The sequence below is a fragment of the Luteimonas composti genome (genome assembly GCF_042678665.1).
In the GTDB taxonomy this organism is placed as follows: domain Bacteria; phylum Pseudomonadota; class Gammaproteobacteria; order Xanthomonadales; family Xanthomonadaceae; genus Luteimonas; species Luteimonas composti.
Genome location: NZ_JBHTKU010000001.1, coordinates 278,748 through 292,863 on the forward strand (window position 1 = coordinate 278,748; position 14,116 = coordinate 292,863).

The following is a 14,116-nucleotide window of genomic DNA, read 5'->3' on the forward strand; positions in this document are numbered from 1 at the left end:
CGCGCGCCGGGCGTCGCCGGCCGGGGGCGCGTCAGAGGTCGAACTTGATGCCCTGGGCCAGCGGCAGCGCGTCCGAGTAGTTGATGGTGTTGGTCTGGCGGCGCATGTAGGCCTTCCACGCGTCCGAGCCCGACTCGCGGCCGCCGCCGGTTTCCTTCTCGCCGCCGAAGGCGCCGCCGATCTCCGCGCCCGAGGTGCCGATGTTGACGTTGGCGATGCCGCAGTCCGAACCGGCCGCCGACAGGAAGGCCTCGGCATTGCGCAGGTCGGTGGTGAAGATCGACGAGGACAGGCCCTGCGGCACCGCGTTCTGCAGCTCGATCGCCTCGTCCAGGCTGCTGTACTTCATCACGTACAGGATCGGGGCGAAGGTCTCGGTCTGCACCACCTCGGCGTCGTTGGACAGGCCGGTAACCAGGGTCGGCAGGACGAAGAAGCCCTTGCGGTCGGTCAGCGCGGCGCCGCCGCTCTCGACCGTGCCGCCGGCCGCCTTGGCGCGCTCGATGGCGTCCAGGTAGGCGTCGACCGCGCCCTGGCTGTTGAGCGGGCCCATCAGGTTGGCCGGGTCGGTGGGGTCGCCGATCTTCTTCTCCACCTGCGCATAGGCGGCCTTGAGCTTGGCCAGCACTTCGCCGTAGATCGACTCGTGCACGAACAGGCGGCGGGTGGTGGTGCAGCGCTGGCCGGCGGTGCCGACCGCGCCGAACACGATGGCCGGGATCGCCAGCTTCAGGTCGGCGGAGGGGTCGACGATGATCGCGTTGTTGCCGCCCAGTTCCAGCAGCGAGCGGCCCATGCGCCGCGCCACGCGCTCGCCGACGATGCGGCCCACGCGGGTCGAGCCCGTGAAGCTGACCAGGGCCACGCGCTTGTCGTCGACCATGCGCTCGGCCAGCGCATTGTCGGTGTCGTTGAACAGGAAGAAGATGTCCGGGAAGCCGCCCTTGCGCAGCGCCTCGTTGCAGATCTTCATCGAGGCGATCGCCGACAGCGGGGTCTTGCCCGAGGGCTTCCAGATCGAGATGTCGCCGCAGACGGCCGCGACGAAGGCGTTCCAGGCCCAGACCGCGACCGGGAAGTTGAACGCCGAGATGATCCCGACCAGCCCGATCGGATGCCACTGCTCGTACATGCGGTGGCCGGGGCGCTCGGAGTGCATGGTCAGGCCGTAGAGCTGGCGCGACAGGCCGACGGCGAACTCGCCGATGTCGATCATCTCCTGCACTTCGCCATCGCCCTCGGGCTTGGACTTGCCCATTTCCAGCGCGACCAGCGAGCCCAGCGCGTCCTTGTGCGTGCGCAGCGCCTCGGCGCACAGCCGGATCGCCTCGCCGCGGCGCGGGGCCGGGGTGGTGCGCCAGACCTTGAACGCGGCCTGGGCGCGCTCGACGATCAGCTCGTAGTCGGCCTGCGAGGAAGCCTGGACGCGGCCCAGCACCTCGCCGGTGGTCGGGTTGACCGGTTCCAGCACGCCGGCGTCGCTGGTCCTGGACCATTCGCCGTTGCCGAGCCAGGTGCCGGATTCGCTCGCGCCGAGGCCGAGGGCGGTAAGGACGGGGTGGGTCATGCTGCGGGACTCCTGTGCGCCGCGGGGCCGCGGGGCGGCAGGTGGGCGCGAATGCGAAAAGAATGGCGCCCCCGGCGCGATTCGAACGCACGACCTTCCCCTTAGGAGGGGGACGCTCTATCCAGCTGAGCTACGGGGGCAGCAGGTGCGCGGATTTTCGCATGTCGCGCGCGCGCATGCCAAAACGGCGGAGGCCCGCGACGCTGCGCGGGCCTCCGGGGAAGCAGGAAGCGTGGTGGCGGTTTACGGGGTGACGACCAGCTTGCCGCGCATCAGGGCCGAGTGGCCCGGGAACGAGCAGAAGAAGGTGTAGTCGCCGCCGGCCTTGAGCTTGCTGCCGGGGAGCGAGGCGCTGGCGGTCTCGCCTCCACCGATCATCTTGGTGGCCACCAGCACGCGCGCGTCGCCGGCCGGCACGTAGCCCGCGGCAGCGCCGGCCTTGACCGCATCCTTGGCCACGTCGGCCGCGTTGGCGGTCTCGGTCAGGACGATGTTGTGGCCCATCGCCGCGACCGGGAGCTTGCCGGTGTGCTGCAGTTCGAAGCTGATGCTCTTGCAGGCCGCCGAGACCGTGGCGGTCTTGAGGTCGAACTGCATGTTGTCGCCGCCCTTGATCTTGACGGTGCAGTTGGGTGCGGCCTGGGCCACGCCGGCGGCACCGAGGAGGGCGAGTGCGAACAGGGTCTTGCGGACGTTCATTGCGGTCTTCTCCGTGGGGATCGTCTGTTTGTCGACTTGGCGCCATCATCGCCGACGCGCGCCTCGCCTGCCTTGATCTGGATCATCCGGACGCCACCGTACGGGGCCCTTGCCCGCCGCGCCATGGCGTTCACAACGGCGCGGGTGCGCATCCCAGCGCCGCCAGTACACCGTGCAGCGCCGGGATGTGCATCAGCCAGGGCGCGGCAATGGTCAGCGCGCCCATCGCCAGCACCAGGCCCGCCGCCCAGCGGCGCAGGCCCGGGCGCTGCAGCCAGCGTCCCATGCGCTGCCCCGACCAGGTCAGCGGCAGCATCACCGGCAGCGTACCCAGGCCGAAGGCGAGCATGGTGAGCGCACTATTGCGCGGATGCGCCTGCAGCCAGGCTACGGTGAGCAGGCTGAAGCTCAGCCCGCAGGGCAGCCAGCCCCAGAGCGCGCCGATGCCGAGCCGGCGCGCCGCCGTGTCGGCCGGCAGCAGGCGCGCCTGCAGCGGACGCAGCCAGCCCCAGGCGCGCGTGCCCGGCCGCGACAGGAAGCCGGGCAGGGCGCGCAGGCCGAGCAACCGCAGGGCGACCACCACCAGCGCCGCGCCCACCAGGCTGCGCAGGACGATCCCGATCCACGGCTCGCGCAGCACTCCCAGCAGGCCATGGCCGAAGGCGCCGACGATCGCGCCGGCCAGCACGTAGCCGCCGACGCGGCCGAGGTTGAGCTGCAGTGCCGCCGGCCAGCCGCCGCCGGGCGCCGTGGACGCCAGCCCGGTCGCGATTCCGCCGCACATGGCCGCGCAGTGCAGCCCGCCGAGCAGGCCGCTGGTCAGCGCCGCCAGCAGCACCAGCCAGTCAATCGGCATGCGGCGGTTCCAGGGGGCGCGGGCGCTCGCCGCGCGGCCTGTCCTGTTCGTCCTCGCGCAGGATGTCGAGGGCCGGGGTATCGAGGTCGTCGAACTGCCCGCGGCGCACCGCCCAGACGAAGGCCCAGATCGCCAGGCCCAGCAGCACCAGGCTGATCGGCACGAGCAGCAGCAGGATCCTCATCGGGCGGACTCCGGGGCGAGGGCGACGGCGTGCAGCCTGACACGGGGGCGCGCATGCCGGGCAGGGAAGGCGTTCATCGAAGCCTCGCCAGGCGCAGGGCGTTCAGGGTGACCACCAGCGAAGATCCCGCCATCCCCAGCGCGGCGATCCAGGGCGTGACCACGCCGCTGGCGGCCAGCGGGATCGCCAGCAGGTTGTAGCCCAGCGCCCAGCCCAGGTTCTGGCGGATGATGCGGCGGGTGGCGCGCGCGATGCGCACCGCAGCCGGGATGCGCAGCAGGGTGGGGCCGGTCATCACCAGGTCGGCCGCGCGCTGGGCCAGGGCCGCGCCGCTGTCCATCGCCAGCGAGACGTCCGCGCCGGCCAGCACCGGCGCGTCGTTGAGTCCGTCGCCGACCATGGCCACGATCCGCCCCTGCCGCTGGAGGTCGCGCACCAGCGCCAGCTTGTCCTCGGGCCGCTGCCGTGCGTACGCGGCGTCGATTCCGAGCGGCTGCGCCAGCGCCTGCACGCGGGCCGCCGCATCCCCGCTCGACAGGTGCACGCGCATGCCCAGCCCGCGCAGCGCGTCGAGCGCCTGCCGAGCGTCGGCGCGCACGTGCTCGCGCAGCTCGAAGCGCGCGGCGGCGCGCTGCCCGTCGCCGAGCCAGATCGCCCCGTCGTCGCGCCGGCCGGCCGCGAAGCCGGCCTGGCCGAGTCGCCATTCGCGCCCGTCGACCCGGCCCGAGACGCCCTGGCCGGGCACCGCGCGCAGATCGCTGGCCGGCAGGGAGACGGACGCATCGGCGAACGCGGCCGCCAGCGGATGCCCGGCGTCGCGCTCCAGGGCCGCGGCGATCGCGAGTGCGTCGGCCCGGCCAGGTCCGAAGGCTTCCACCGCGGCCAGCGCGGGCCGGTCGTCGCTGAGCGTGCCGGTCTTGTCGAACACGATGTCGGTGGCCGTGGCCAGCGTCTCCATCGCATCGGCACGCGTTGCCAGCACGCCGGCGCGGGCCAGGCTGCCGTGCGCCGCGGCCAGCGCGGTGGGAACGGCCAGCGACAGCGCGCAGGGGCAGCTGATCACCAGCAGGGCCAGGGTGACCTCGAACGCGCGCGACGGGTCGTACAGGCGCCAGCCGATGAACACCAGCACCGCCACGAACAGCAACGAGAGCACGAAGCGGCTGCCGATGTCGTCGGCCAGCCGCGCCAGCCGCGGGCGATGCGACTGCGCGTCCTCGACCAGCCGGGTCAGCTGCGACAGCCGCGTCTGCGGCCCGGTGCAGGTGATGCGGATGCGCGCGGGCGCCTCGCGCCCCACGGTGCCGGCATAGACCATCGCGCCCGGCGCCTTGCGCACCGCGCCCGACTCGCCGGTCAGCAGCGATTCCTCGAACCAGGCCTCGGCCTCCAGCAGCAGGCCGTCGGCCGGCACCGCCTCGCCGACCGCGATGCAGGCCACGTCGCCCTCGCGCAGCTCGGCCAGCGGCACCGACTCGCGGCTGCCGTCGGGCCGCTCGCGCGTGGCGAAGGCCGGCCGCGCCCGCGCCAGCGCATCGACCTGGGCGCTGGCGACGCTGCGCGCGCGCTGTTCGAGCATGCGTGCGGCCAGCAGCAGGAACACGAACATCACCGCCGCGTCGTACCAGACATGCGGCCCGCCACGGATGGTCTCGAACAGGCTGGCGAAATAGGCCAGCAGGGTGGAGGTGGCGATCAGCGTGTCCATGCCGACATGGCGCGCGCGAAGCTCGCGCCACATGCCGGCCAGGAACGGCCAGCCCGAGTAGAACACCACCGGCGTGGACAGCAGGAAGGTGAGCCAGCGGAAAAAGTCGCGCGTGGCCGGCGGCATGGTGCTGTCGAAGTCGAGGTACAGCGCCTCGGCCATCATCATCGCCTGCAGCATGCCGATGCCGGCGATCCCTAAGCGCAGCAGCCAGCGGTTGCGCTCGGCGGTGCGGGCGCGCTCGCGCGCGTCGCCGCCGGCGAGCCACGGCCGGTAGCCCAGCGAGACCAGGCGCGCGAGCACGCGCGACAGCGGCGTGCGCGCCGGGTCCCATTCGATGCGGATGCGGCCGGTCACCGCGTTCGCGGTCACGTCGGCCACGCCGGCCTCGCGCTGCAGCGCGTTCTGGATCAGCCAGGCGCAGGCCGCGCAGCGCATGCCGTCGGTGAGCAGGGTGATGCGGCGCCCGCCCGGCACGGCGTGGGCGTGCTCGCGCAGCAGGTCCTCGCGGTCCCAGGCCGAGAGGTCGACCGCATCGGTGCCCACGCGCCCGGCGCTGGCGGTGCGCAGGCGGTAGTAGTCGCCCAGATCGGCGTCCCGGATCCAGCGCGCGGCCGAGGCGCAGCCGTCGCAGCAGTAGGCGTGGCCGTCGCCATCGACGGCGCGCTGGCGCGGATCGCCCGGCAGCGCTTCCCCGCAGTGGTGGCAGGCGGAACCCGCCACGGACGGCGCTACTGGGCCAGCGACGGGGCCAGGCGCGTCGCCAGCTGCTGTCGGGGCAGGCGCCCGTGCAGGCGCCAGGCGCCATCGCCGGGCGCCAGTTCCACGATCCAGTCATGCCCGTGGTCGAGTTCGCGCTGCAGGCGCCAGCCGGTGTCGCTGGGCGGCAGGTCGAGCGTGAGGTCCTCGCTGCCGCGGCTGGGATGCTGCAGCACCAGGCGCAGCGGCGCGGTGCGGTCGAACTCGCCGGTGGCCGGAATCACCTCCAGCACGCCCTCGTCCGCGCGCAGCACCGCGCTCAGCCCGAGCTCGCGCGCCTGCGCGTCGGGACCGAGGTCGGTCGTCTGGATCTGCGAGACACGGCGCACGTCCTCGGCCACCACGTCGGTGCCGCCGCTGCGCGACGCGATGATCACCAGGGTGACGCCGGCGACCACCGAGGCCAGCGGCAGGCCGATCACCAGCCACATGATCGGGGTCTTCCAGAACGGTTGCTTGGGCTTGTCCATCACATGGGTCCGAAGAAGCTGCTGTCCACGACCTCGCGGCTGCCCCCATCATCGCTTTCGACGATGAAGCGCACGTCGTGCCGGCCACTGGCGCCGTCGCGCGCGACCAGCACCACCGGCACCGACACCACGGCTTCGGCGCGGGCGCCGACGGCGGCGGCATTGTCGCGCAGTTCGATGCCCGGGTTGGGCGATTCGATGCGGATGCGGAAGCTGCGGTCGCGGTCGGTCTTGTTGACCAGCTTGAGCGTGTAGTCGTTCTCGATCGCGCCGCCGGCGGTCTCGCGGTACAGCGCGTTGCGGTCGCGCAGGGCCTCGACGATCAGGTCGCTGCGGGTGCCCACGCCCACCGCCCAGGCGGCGATCAGGCCGAGCAGCAGCAGGCCGTAGACGAAGATGCGCGGACGCAGCACCCGCGTGGCCTTGCCGTCGATCGCGTTCTGCGTCGAGTAGCGGATCAGGCCCTTCGGGTAGCCCATCTTGTCCATCACCTCGTCGCAGGCGTCGATGCAGGCGCCGCAGGCGATGCACTCGTACTGCAGGCCGTTGCGGATGTCGATGCCGGTCGGGCAGACCTGCACGCAGATGGTGCAGTCGATGCAGTCGCCCAGTTCCTCGAACTGGAACTTCGGCAGCGGCTTGACCTCGCCCAGGTCGCCGTCCCAGGTGATGGTGCCGGTGGCGTGTGCCGCCTGGGTGGCGGCGGAGGGATGCCGGCTGGCGCGGAACACGTAGTCGTAGGCGGTCTTCGGATCGAGCAGGCCGCGCACCCGCTCGAACACGCTGGGCAGGCCGCGCTTGCGCGGGCCGCGCGGCTCGCCGCGCATCGGGTCGTAGGCGATGATCAGGGTGTTGCGGTCGAACATCGCGCTCTGGAAGCGCGCGTAGGGACACATGTACTTGCACACCTGCTCGCGCAGGAAGCCGGCGTTGCCCCAGGTGGCGAAGGCGTAGAACAGCACCCAGAACGTCTCCCAGCCGCCCCAGGACAGCGTGGCCAGGCGCGCGCCGAGGTCGGTGATGGGGGTGAAGAAGCCGACGAAGGTGAAGCCGGTCCACAGCGCGAACACCGCCCACAGCACGTGCTTTGCGGACTTGCGCAGGATCTTCTCGCGCGTCCACGGGCCGGCGTCGAGCTTCATCCGCTTCGGCCGGTCGCCTTCGGTCCAGCGCTCCATCCACAGGAACACTTCGGTCCACACCGTCTGCGGGCAGGCGTAGCCGCAGAACAGGCGCCCGGCCAGCGCGGTGAAGAAGAACAGCGCCAGCGCGGCGATGATCAGCAGCAGCGCCAGGAACAGGAAGTCCTGCGGCCAGAAGGTCAGGCCGAACACGTGGAACTTGCGCGCCGGCAGGTCGAACAGCACCGCCTGGCGGCCGTCCCAGCGCAGCCAGGGGAATAGATAGAACATGCCCAGCAGCCAGACCACCGCCGCCACGCGCAGGCGGTTGAGCGGGCCGGAGACGTCGCGCGGATAGACCTTGCGCTCCTTGACGTACAGCGAGCCGCCGTCGTCGACCACGTCGATGGGAATGTGGCGGCTCATCGCAGGTTCCCGGGCAGGGCAGGCGAGGTGCTGGAGGGCGGCTTGCGGATGCGGAAGGTCATGTTGCGAAGGGCTCCACCGGTTCGCTCGCGGCACGGCAGCGGCCGCGCCGGCGCACCCGCCAGTATGGGGATCGGCGCGCGGGGCTAAAGCGACAGAATGTCCCAGGCCGCGCGCGAGGCGCCGGCGCGGGCACGGCTCAGTCGGGCGGCAGCGCCCGGTTGAAGCGGCTCGCCGGCCGCAGCAGGATCCAGGTGAACAGGCTGGAGGCGGCCGTGGCCGCCCAGAACATGAAGAACCCGATCGAGTAGCCCAGTTCCCGGGTCAGCGGCAGGTCCGGAAAGGTCATGTCGCGCAACGCGATCGGGTCGATGAAGGCGAAGAACACCATCGTGCACACGCCCGCGGCGAAGAAACTCGGCCAGGCGATCGCGCCGACCCGCTGCGCCATCGGGCGCGGCGGGTGGTCGAACCGCGGCTGAGTGAAATCGGTCATTGCTGTCCTGACGCGGCGTCCGTTCCCCGGGCGTTCGACAGCGACCATACATAAGCGGCCACCAGTCGTCCACGGGTCTCGCCCAGCAGATCGCGGTGCGCCGGCATGACGCCGTGGCGGCCTTCGATGATCGTGGTACGGATGCTGTCCAGGGTGTTGGGGTAGAGGGTGTTGCGCACGGTCAGGTCGGGCGCGCCCAGGTCCTGGTTGCCCTTGCCGTCGGGGCCGTGGCAGGCCACGCACAGGCTGTCGAAGTATTTCTTGCCGCGCGCGGCCATGTAGTCGTTGCGCAGGGTGGCCTCGATGTCCTCCGAGCGCAGGGCGCGCACGTAGGTGGCGGCCTGGGTCACGGCCACGTCGCCGCCGATGCCCTCGAGCACGCTGCCCAGCGGCGGCATGATGCCCTGGCGTCCGTCGAGCACGGTCTGCAGGATCTGCTCCGGCTCGCCGCCCCAGTTCCAGGTGGCGTCGGTCAGGTCGGGATAGCCGGCCGCGCCCTGGGCGGAGGAGCCATGGCAGGCCGCGCAGGTGTTGGCGAAGATCGAGCGGCCCAGCTCCATCGCGGTCGGGTCGGCTGCCAGCGCCTGGAAGGACTGGTTGGCGTAGACGCCGAAGGTCTCCTCGAGCAGGCGGTCGTGCCGCGCCTTGTCGGCGTCGTGCTCGCGGGCCGAGGTCCAGCCGGAGGTGCCGGCGAAGTTGCCCAGGCCCGGGTACCAGACCAGATAGCCGATGCCGAACACGATGGTCAGGTAGAAGCCGTTGATCCACCAGCGCGGCAGCGGCTTGTTGTACTCGGTGATGTTGCCGTCCCAGACATGGCTGGTCTCTTCCGGCTTCGGGTCGCCGGGCCGGCGGCGCGCCGTCCACCACAGCAGCCAGGCGCAGCCGCCGATGTTGAGCGCCACCAGTGCGATGACGTACCACGACCACGCATTGCTCATCGGGAAGACTCCTGGTCCTCGTTCAGCGGCAGCTGGGCCGCCTCGTCGAATTCATGCTTGCGCTTCGGGCTCCAGGCCCAGATCCAGCCGCCGACGAAGCACGCCAGCAGCACGGCGGTGACGATGCCGGAGATCACTGGGCACCTCCCTGGGCTTCGCCCGAGCGCGGCGCGTGGCGCCCCAGGCCCTGCAGGTAGGCCACCACCGCGTCCAGCTCGGTCTTGCCGGCCAGGGCGTCGGGGGCCTGGGCGATGGCCTCGTCGGTGTAGGGATCGCCGACGCGCTGCAGGGCGCGCATGCGGCGCACCGTCTGCTCGCCGTCGACCTTGCTCGAGGCCAGCCACGGGTAGGCCGGCATGTTGGATTCGGGCACCACGTCGCGCGGGTTGATCAGGTGCACGCGATGCCAGTCGTCGGAGTAGCGACCGCCGACGCGGGCCAGGTCCGGGCCGGTGCGCTTGGAGCCCCACTGGAACGGGCGGTCGTAGACCGACTCGCCGGCCAGCGAGTAGTGGCCGTAGCGCTCGGTCTCGAAGCGCAGGGTGCGCACCATCTGCGAGTGGCAGTTGTAGCAGCCCTCGCGCACGTAGACGTCGCGGCCGGCCAGCTCCAGCGCCGGGTAGGGTTCGACACCGGGCAGGGGCTCGATCGCCTCGGCCTGGTACATCAGCGGCACGATTTCGGCCAGGCCCCCGAAGGAGACGACGACCGCGATCAGGACCGCCAGCAGGCCGACGTTCTTCTCGACTTTCTCGTGCGCGTGCGGCTTGTGGTTGTTCTCGCTCATGCCTGGCCTCCGGCGCGGGCCTGGCCCACGGCGGCAATGGAATGGGAAGGATCGGGCGCCAGCACCGGCTGGTCGGCGGCGACGGCCTGTCCCTGACGGTAGGTCTTCCAGACGTTGAGGGCCATCAGGAACATGCCCGCCAACACCACCACGCCGCCCAGCAGGCGCACCAGGAAGTAGGGATAGGTGGCGTTGAGCGCCTCGACGAAGCTGTAGGTCAGCGTGCCGTCGTCGTTGGTGGCGCGCCACATCAGGCCCTGCATCACGCCGGCGATCCACATCGAGGCGATGTACAGCACCACGCCGATGGTGTGCAGCCAGAAGTGCAGGTCGATCCACTTGGTCGAGTACATCTCGCGCAGGCCCAGCAGGCGCGGCAGCAGCGCGTAGATCGAGCCGATCGAGATCATCGCCACCCAGCCCAGGGCGCCGGCGTGGACGTGGCCCACGGTCCAGTCGGTGTAGTGCGACAGCGAGTTGACCGTCTTGATCGACATCATCGGCCCCTCGAACGTGGCGATCATGTAGAAGCTGAGCGCGACGATGAGGAACTTCAGGATCGGGTCGGTGCGCAGCTTATGCCACACGCCCGAGAGGGTCATGATGCCGTTGATCGCGCCGCCCCAGCTGGGCGCCAGCAGGATCAGCGAGAACACCATGCCGAGGTTCTGCGCCCAGTCGGGCAGGGCGGTGTACTGCAGGTGGTGCGGGCCGGCCCACATGTAGACCGCGATCAGCGCCCAGAAGTGCACGATCGACAGGCGGTAGGAGTAGATCGGGCGCTCGGCCTGCTTGGGCACGTAGTAGTACATCATGCCCAGGAAGCCGGCGGTCAGCAGGAATCCCACCGCGTTGTGGCCGTACCACCACTGCACCATCGCGTCGACCGCGCCGGTGTAGATGCTGTAGGACTTGCCCAGCCCGACCGGGATCGAGATGTTGTTGACGATGTGCAGCAGGGCGATGGCGATGATGTACGCGCCATAGAACCAGTTGGCCACGTAGATGTGCTTGACCCGGCGCTTGGCGATGGTGCCGAAGAACAGCACCGCGTAGGCCACCCAGACCACGGTGATCAGCAGGTCGATCGGCCATTCCAGCTCGGCGTATTCCTTGCCCTGGGTGAGCCCCAGCGGCAGGGTGATCGCGGCGGCGACGATCACCGCCTGCCAGCCCCAGAACACGAAGGCCGCCAGCCGGTCGGAGATCAGCCGCACGTGGCAGGTACGCTGCACCACGTGCAGGCTGGTGGCGAACAGCGCGCTGCCGCCGAAGGCGAAGATCACCGCGTTGGTGTGCAGCGGCCGCAGGCGGCCATAGCTGAGCCACGAAATGCCCTTGGTGAGGTCGGGCCAGTAGAGCTGGGCGGCGATCAGCACGCCCACGGCCATGCCGACGATGCCCCAGACTACGGTCATGACCGCGAACTGGCGGACCACCTTGTCGTTGTAAGTTGCTGTTGCGGCCTGTTGCATGGGCGCGTCCTGACGTTGAACGGGTGAAGGATAGGGCGGGGGCGGCGGCCGGGCCTTGATCGCAATCAAGGCGCCCCGGGCGACGCGCCACGACCCGCGGTCCGGGCGCGACCGAGGCCCGCGGCGGGGCGGGGAGGGTCGGGGACGGAGCCGGGCATCATTATCCCCCAGCCGCCACGGGGTGTCCGCCCGCCCCGGACCGCCCGCCGGTGGACAAATTGCCCACCTTCCCGCAGCGCGCTTGATCCGGGTCAAGGCGCCCGCGCCGAAACTGCGGAAACTGCGCTGCATGCAGACCATCTCCCCCATCGATCCGGCAAGGACCTGGCGCTTCGACGCGGAACTGCTGCGCCGCTACGACCGTCCCGGGCCGCGCTACACCTCCTACCCGACCGCCCCGCATTTCGCCGAGGGCTTCGGCGAGGCCGACTTCCAGGACCTGGCGCGGCGGAGCAACCAGGATCCGATCCCGCGCCAGCTCTCGCTGTACGTGCACATCCCGTACTGCCAGAGCCCGTGCTTCTACTGCGGCTGCAACCGGATCATCACCCGCGACGTGGCCCGTGGCCGCATCTACCTCGACCGGCTGGAACGCGAGATCGCGGCGGTCGCGCCGCTGTTCGACCGCGATCGCGAGGTGGTGCAGCTGCACCTGGGCGGCGGCACGCCGAACTTCCTGGCGCCGGAGCTGCTGGGCGAGCTGGTCGGCAGCCTCGGGCGCCACTTCAGCTTCAGCCGCGCGGCCGATCGCGATTTCTCGATCGAGCTGGACCCGCGCTTCGTGACCCCCGCCGACATCGAACTGCTCTCGGCGATCGGCTTCAACCGCACCAGCCTGGGCGTGCAGGATTTCGACCCCGAGGTGCAGAAGGCGATCAATCGCGTGCAGGGCATCGACGAGACCCTGGCGATCATCGACGCCTGCCGCCGCTTCGGCATGCGCTCGGTCAACGTCGATCTCATCTACGGCCTGCCCAAGCAGACCCTGGCGGGCTTCGGCCGCACCCTCGACACCGTGATCGACGCGCGCCCGGACCGGCTGGCGATCTACGGTTACGCGCACATGCCGCGGCTGTTCAAGGCCCAGCGCCAGATCGAGGACGCGGACCTGCCCAGCCCGGAGGGCAAGCTGGCCCTGCTGGAGCTGGCCGTGCAGCGGCTGGGCGACGCCGGGTACGAGTACATCGGCATGGACCACTTCGCGCTGCCCGGCGACGAGCTGGCCCGCGCCCAGCGCGAAGGTGGCCTGCACCGCAACTTCATGGGCTACACCACCCACGCGCAGACCGACCTGGTGGGTTTCGGCGTCAGCGCGATCAGCCACGTCGGCGACAGCTTCACCCAGAACCACCGCGACCTTCCTTCGTGGGAGATCGCGATCGACGAGGGCCGGCTGCCGATCTGGCGCGGCCTGATGCTGGGCAACGACGACGTGCTGCGCGCCGACCTGATCCAGCAGCTGATGTGCCAGGGCGAGATCGACGTGCGCAAGGTCGAGAAGACCTACGGCATCTCGTTCGGCGAGTACTTCCGCGACGCGATGGCGGCCCTGCGGCCGCTGCAGGACGACGGCCTGGTGCAGTGCCCGCCGGGCTGGATCCGGGCCACGCCCCGCGGACGCGCACTGTTGCGTATCATTGCCATGTGTTTCGACCGGTACCTGGAGACGCAACCCGAGGGAATGCGTTATTCCAAGGCCATCTGAGACCATCCAGCGGCCAGACGGGGCGGGCGTGTGCAAGATCCAACACTGAAGGTGCCGACCGGAACGCCGATCGCCGACGACGGCGACGCGTACACCTTCTGCAGTACCTGTGCCTTCTCGGCCGCGTGCCTGGCCGAGGGCTACGACAAGAGCGTGCTGCGCGACCTGCACGTACTGGTCGAGCACGTCGGTCCTTTTCGTGAGGGCGATCACATTTTCCGCGAGGGCGATCCCTTCAACGCCATCGCCGCTGTGCGCGCGGGGACGGTCAAGACCTACGTCAACGACGCCAGTGGGCGGGAGCAGGTGCTGGGCTTCTTCCTGCCCGGCGAGGTGATCGGGCTCAACGCCATCCACGCCGCACGCTATCCCTGCAACGCGGTGGCGCTGGACACGGTGATGCTGTGCCGGTTCTCGTTCCCGATGATGGCCACCCTGGCAGGGCGCATGCCCGGGCTGCAGCGCCACCTGTTCAACCTGCTCAGCCAGGACATCGGCAAGGCCTCGGTGCTGTCGGGCAACTTCACCGCGGACGAGCGGCTGGCGGCGTTCATCGTGATGCTGTCGCGGCGCTTCGCCGAGCGCGGGTTCTCGCCGTGGCGCATGCGCCTGACCATGGCCCGCACGGATATCGCCAACTACCTGCGCCTGGCCCCGGAAACGGTGAGCCGCGTGTTGCGCCGCCTGCAGGACGAGGGCGTGCTGAGGGTCGACCGCCGCGACATGGAAATCCTCAAGCCCGACGTGCTCGACGCACTGGCGCACCACGTGCTGCGCGACTGATCGCATTCTTCCTTCCCCGCGCGCGCGTGGGGAGGAGCCGGGGGCTTACGCCCCATCGCAACCACTCCCTCCCCCGCACGCGGGGGAAGGAGCAGGGGGCTTACGCCTCATCGCACCCACTCCCTCCCCCCGCGTGCGG

14 protein-coding genes and 1 tRNA gene are annotated in these 14,116 nt (G+C 70.6%); 2 read left to right on the plus strand and 13 right to left on the minus strand.

The genetic code is table 11. From position 1 onward, the window contains the following. Window positions 1–31 precede the first annotated feature (31 nt). The 13 genes from amaB to ccoN form a co-directional block, all read right to left on the minus strand. A complete protein-coding gene (gene amaB, locus ACFQ2D_RS01270; RefSeq protein ID WP_280941795.1) occupies window positions 32–1,567 on the minus strand; it encodes an L-piperidine-6-carboxylate dehydrogenase in 1,536 nt (511 codons plus the stop codon). A gap of 63 nt (window positions 1,568–1,630) precedes the next feature. Then, window positions 1,631–1,707, minus strand: a tRNA-Arg gene (locus ACFQ2D_RS01275). Window positions 1,708–1,810: 103 nt separating this feature from the next. Further along, entirely contained in the window at window positions 1,811–2,266 is a 456-nt protein-coding gene (gene azu / locus ACFQ2D_RS01280; protein WP_280941796.1) for an azurin, read from the minus strand. 130 nt (window positions 2,267–2,396) lie between these two features. Continuing rightward, complete coding sequence (locus ACFQ2D_RS01285; protein WP_280941797.1) at window positions 2,397–3,122, minus strand: sulfite exporter TauE/SafE family protein; 726 nt, start codon at window positions 3,120–3,122, stop codon at window positions 2,397–2,399. Continuing rightward, window positions 3,112–3,306: a cbb3-type cytochrome oxidase assembly protein CcoS gene (gene ccoS, locus ACFQ2D_RS01290; RefSeq protein WP_280941798.1), complete on the minus strand. Its 195-nt coding sequence runs from the start codon at window positions 3,304–3,306 to the stop codon at window positions 3,112–3,114. The genes ACFQ2D_RS01285 and ccoS overlap by 11 nt, the downstream gene beginning before the upstream one ends. 73 nt (window positions 3,307–3,379) lie before the next feature. Beyond that, complete coding sequence (locus ACFQ2D_RS01295; RefSeq protein WP_280941799.1) at window positions 3,380–5,737, minus strand: heavy metal translocating P-type ATPase; 2,358 nt, start codon at window positions 5,735–5,737, stop codon at window positions 3,380–3,382. An 8-nt stretch (window positions 5,738–5,745) separates the two neighbouring features. Continuing rightward, window positions 5,746–6,243, minus strand: a complete 498-nt coding sequence (locus ACFQ2D_RS01300) for a FixH family protein (RefSeq protein ID WP_280941800.1) — start codon at window positions 6,241–6,243, stop codon at window positions 5,746–5,748. Then, on the minus strand, window positions 6,243–7,790 hold the full coding sequence (locus ACFQ2D_RS01305; RefSeq protein WP_280941801.1) for a 4Fe-4S dicluster domain-containing protein: 1,548 nt from the start codon (window positions 7,788–7,790) through the stop codon (window positions 6,243–6,245). Before ACFQ2D_RS01305 ends, ACFQ2D_RS01300 begins: the two co-directional genes overlap by 1 nt. A 199-nt stretch (window positions 7,791–7,989) precedes the next feature. Continuing rightward, a complete protein-coding gene (locus ACFQ2D_RS01310) occupies window positions 7,990–8,286 on the minus strand; it encodes a hypothetical protein (RefSeq protein ID WP_280941802.1) in 297 nt (98 codons plus the stop codon). Continuing rightward, on the minus strand, window positions 8,283–9,227 hold the full coding sequence (gene ccoP / locus ACFQ2D_RS01315) for a cytochrome-c oxidase, cbb3-type subunit III (protein ID WP_280941803.1): 945 nt from the start codon (window positions 9,225–9,227) through the stop codon (window positions 8,283–8,285). Before ccoP ends, ACFQ2D_RS01310 begins: the two co-directional genes overlap by 4 nt. After that, a complete protein-coding gene (locus tag ACFQ2D_RS01320) occupies window positions 9,224–9,364 on the minus strand; it encodes a cbb3-type cytochrome oxidase subunit 3 (RefSeq protein WP_280941804.1) in 141 nt (46 codons plus the stop codon). Before ACFQ2D_RS01320 ends, ccoP begins: the two co-directional genes overlap by 4 nt. Continuing rightward, complete coding sequence (gene ccoO / locus ACFQ2D_RS01325; RefSeq protein WP_280941805.1) at window positions 9,361–10,014, minus strand: cytochrome-c oxidase, cbb3-type subunit II; 654 nt, start codon at window positions 10,012–10,014, stop codon at window positions 9,361–9,363. Before ccoO ends, ACFQ2D_RS01320 begins: the two co-directional genes overlap by 4 nt. Next, window positions 10,011–11,489 carry a cytochrome-c oxidase, cbb3-type subunit I gene (gene ccoN, locus ACFQ2D_RS01330; RefSeq protein WP_280941806.1) on the minus strand — a complete coding sequence of 493 codons (1,479 nt, stop codon included), beginning with the start codon at window positions 11,487–11,489 and terminating at the stop codon, window positions 10,011–10,013. Before ccoN ends, ccoO begins: the two co-directional genes overlap by 4 nt. A gap of 289 nt (window positions 11,490–11,778) precedes the next feature. Between ccoN and hemN the strand changes: the two genes are divergently transcribed. After that, window positions 11,779–13,194 (plus strand): oxygen-independent coproporphyrinogen III oxidase, encoded by a 1,416-nt coding sequence (gene hemN, locus ACFQ2D_RS01335; protein ID WP_280941807.1) that lies wholly within the window; start codon window positions 11,779–11,781, stop codon window positions 13,192–13,194. Between the two features lie 30 nt (window positions 13,195–13,224). Continuing rightward, window positions 13,225–13,977 (plus strand): helix-turn-helix domain-containing protein, encoded by a 753-nt coding sequence (locus tag ACFQ2D_RS01340; RefSeq protein ID WP_280941808.1) that lies wholly within the window; start codon window positions 13,225–13,227, stop codon window positions 13,975–13,977. Window positions 13,978–14,116: the final 139 nt, after the last annotated feature.

Excerpts from the sequence above, each read along its gene's own strand:
- amaB (WP_280941795.1), bottom strand. The coding sequence starts at position 1,567 with ATGACCCACCCCGTCCTTACCGCCCTCGGCCTCGGCGCGAGCGAATCC.
- azu (WP_280941796.1), bottom strand. The coding sequence starts at position 2,266 with ATGAACGTCCGCAAGACCCTGTTCGCACTCGCCCTCCTCGGTGCCGCC.
- ACFQ2D_RS01285 (WP_280941797.1), bottom strand. The coding sequence starts at position 3,122 with ATGCCGATTGACTGGCTGGTGCTGCTGGCGGCGCTGACCAGCGGCCTG.
- ccoS (WP_280941798.1), bottom strand. The coding sequence starts at position 3,306 with ATGAGGATCCTGCTGCTGCTCGTGCCGATCAGCCTGGTGCTGCTGGGC.
- ACFQ2D_RS01300 (WP_280941800.1), bottom strand. The coding sequence starts at position 6,243 with ATGGACAAGCCCAAGCAACCGTTCTGGAAGACCCCGATCATGTGGCTG.
- ACFQ2D_RS01305 (WP_280941801.1), bottom strand. The coding sequence starts at position 7,790 with ATGAGCCGCCACATTCCCATCGACGTGGTCGACGACGGCGGCTCGCTG.
- ACFQ2D_RS01310 (WP_280941802.1), bottom strand. The coding sequence starts at position 8,286 with ATGACCGATTTCACTCAGCCGCGGTTCGACCACCCGCCGCGCCCGATG.
- ccoP (WP_280941803.1), bottom strand. The coding sequence starts at position 9,227 with ATGAGCAATGCGTGGTCGTGGTACGTCATCGCACTGGTGGCGCTCAAC.
- ccoO (WP_280941805.1), bottom strand. The coding sequence starts at position 10,014 with ATGAGCGAGAACAACCACAAGCCGCACGCGCACGAGAAAGTCGAGAAG.
- ccoN (WP_280941806.1), bottom strand. The coding sequence starts at position 11,489 with ATGCAACAGGCCGCAACAGCAACTTACAACGACAAGGTGGTCCGCCAG.
- hemN (WP_280941807.1), top strand. The coding sequence starts at position 11,779 with ATGCAGACCATCTCCCCCATCGATCCGGCAAGGACCTGGCGCTTCGAC.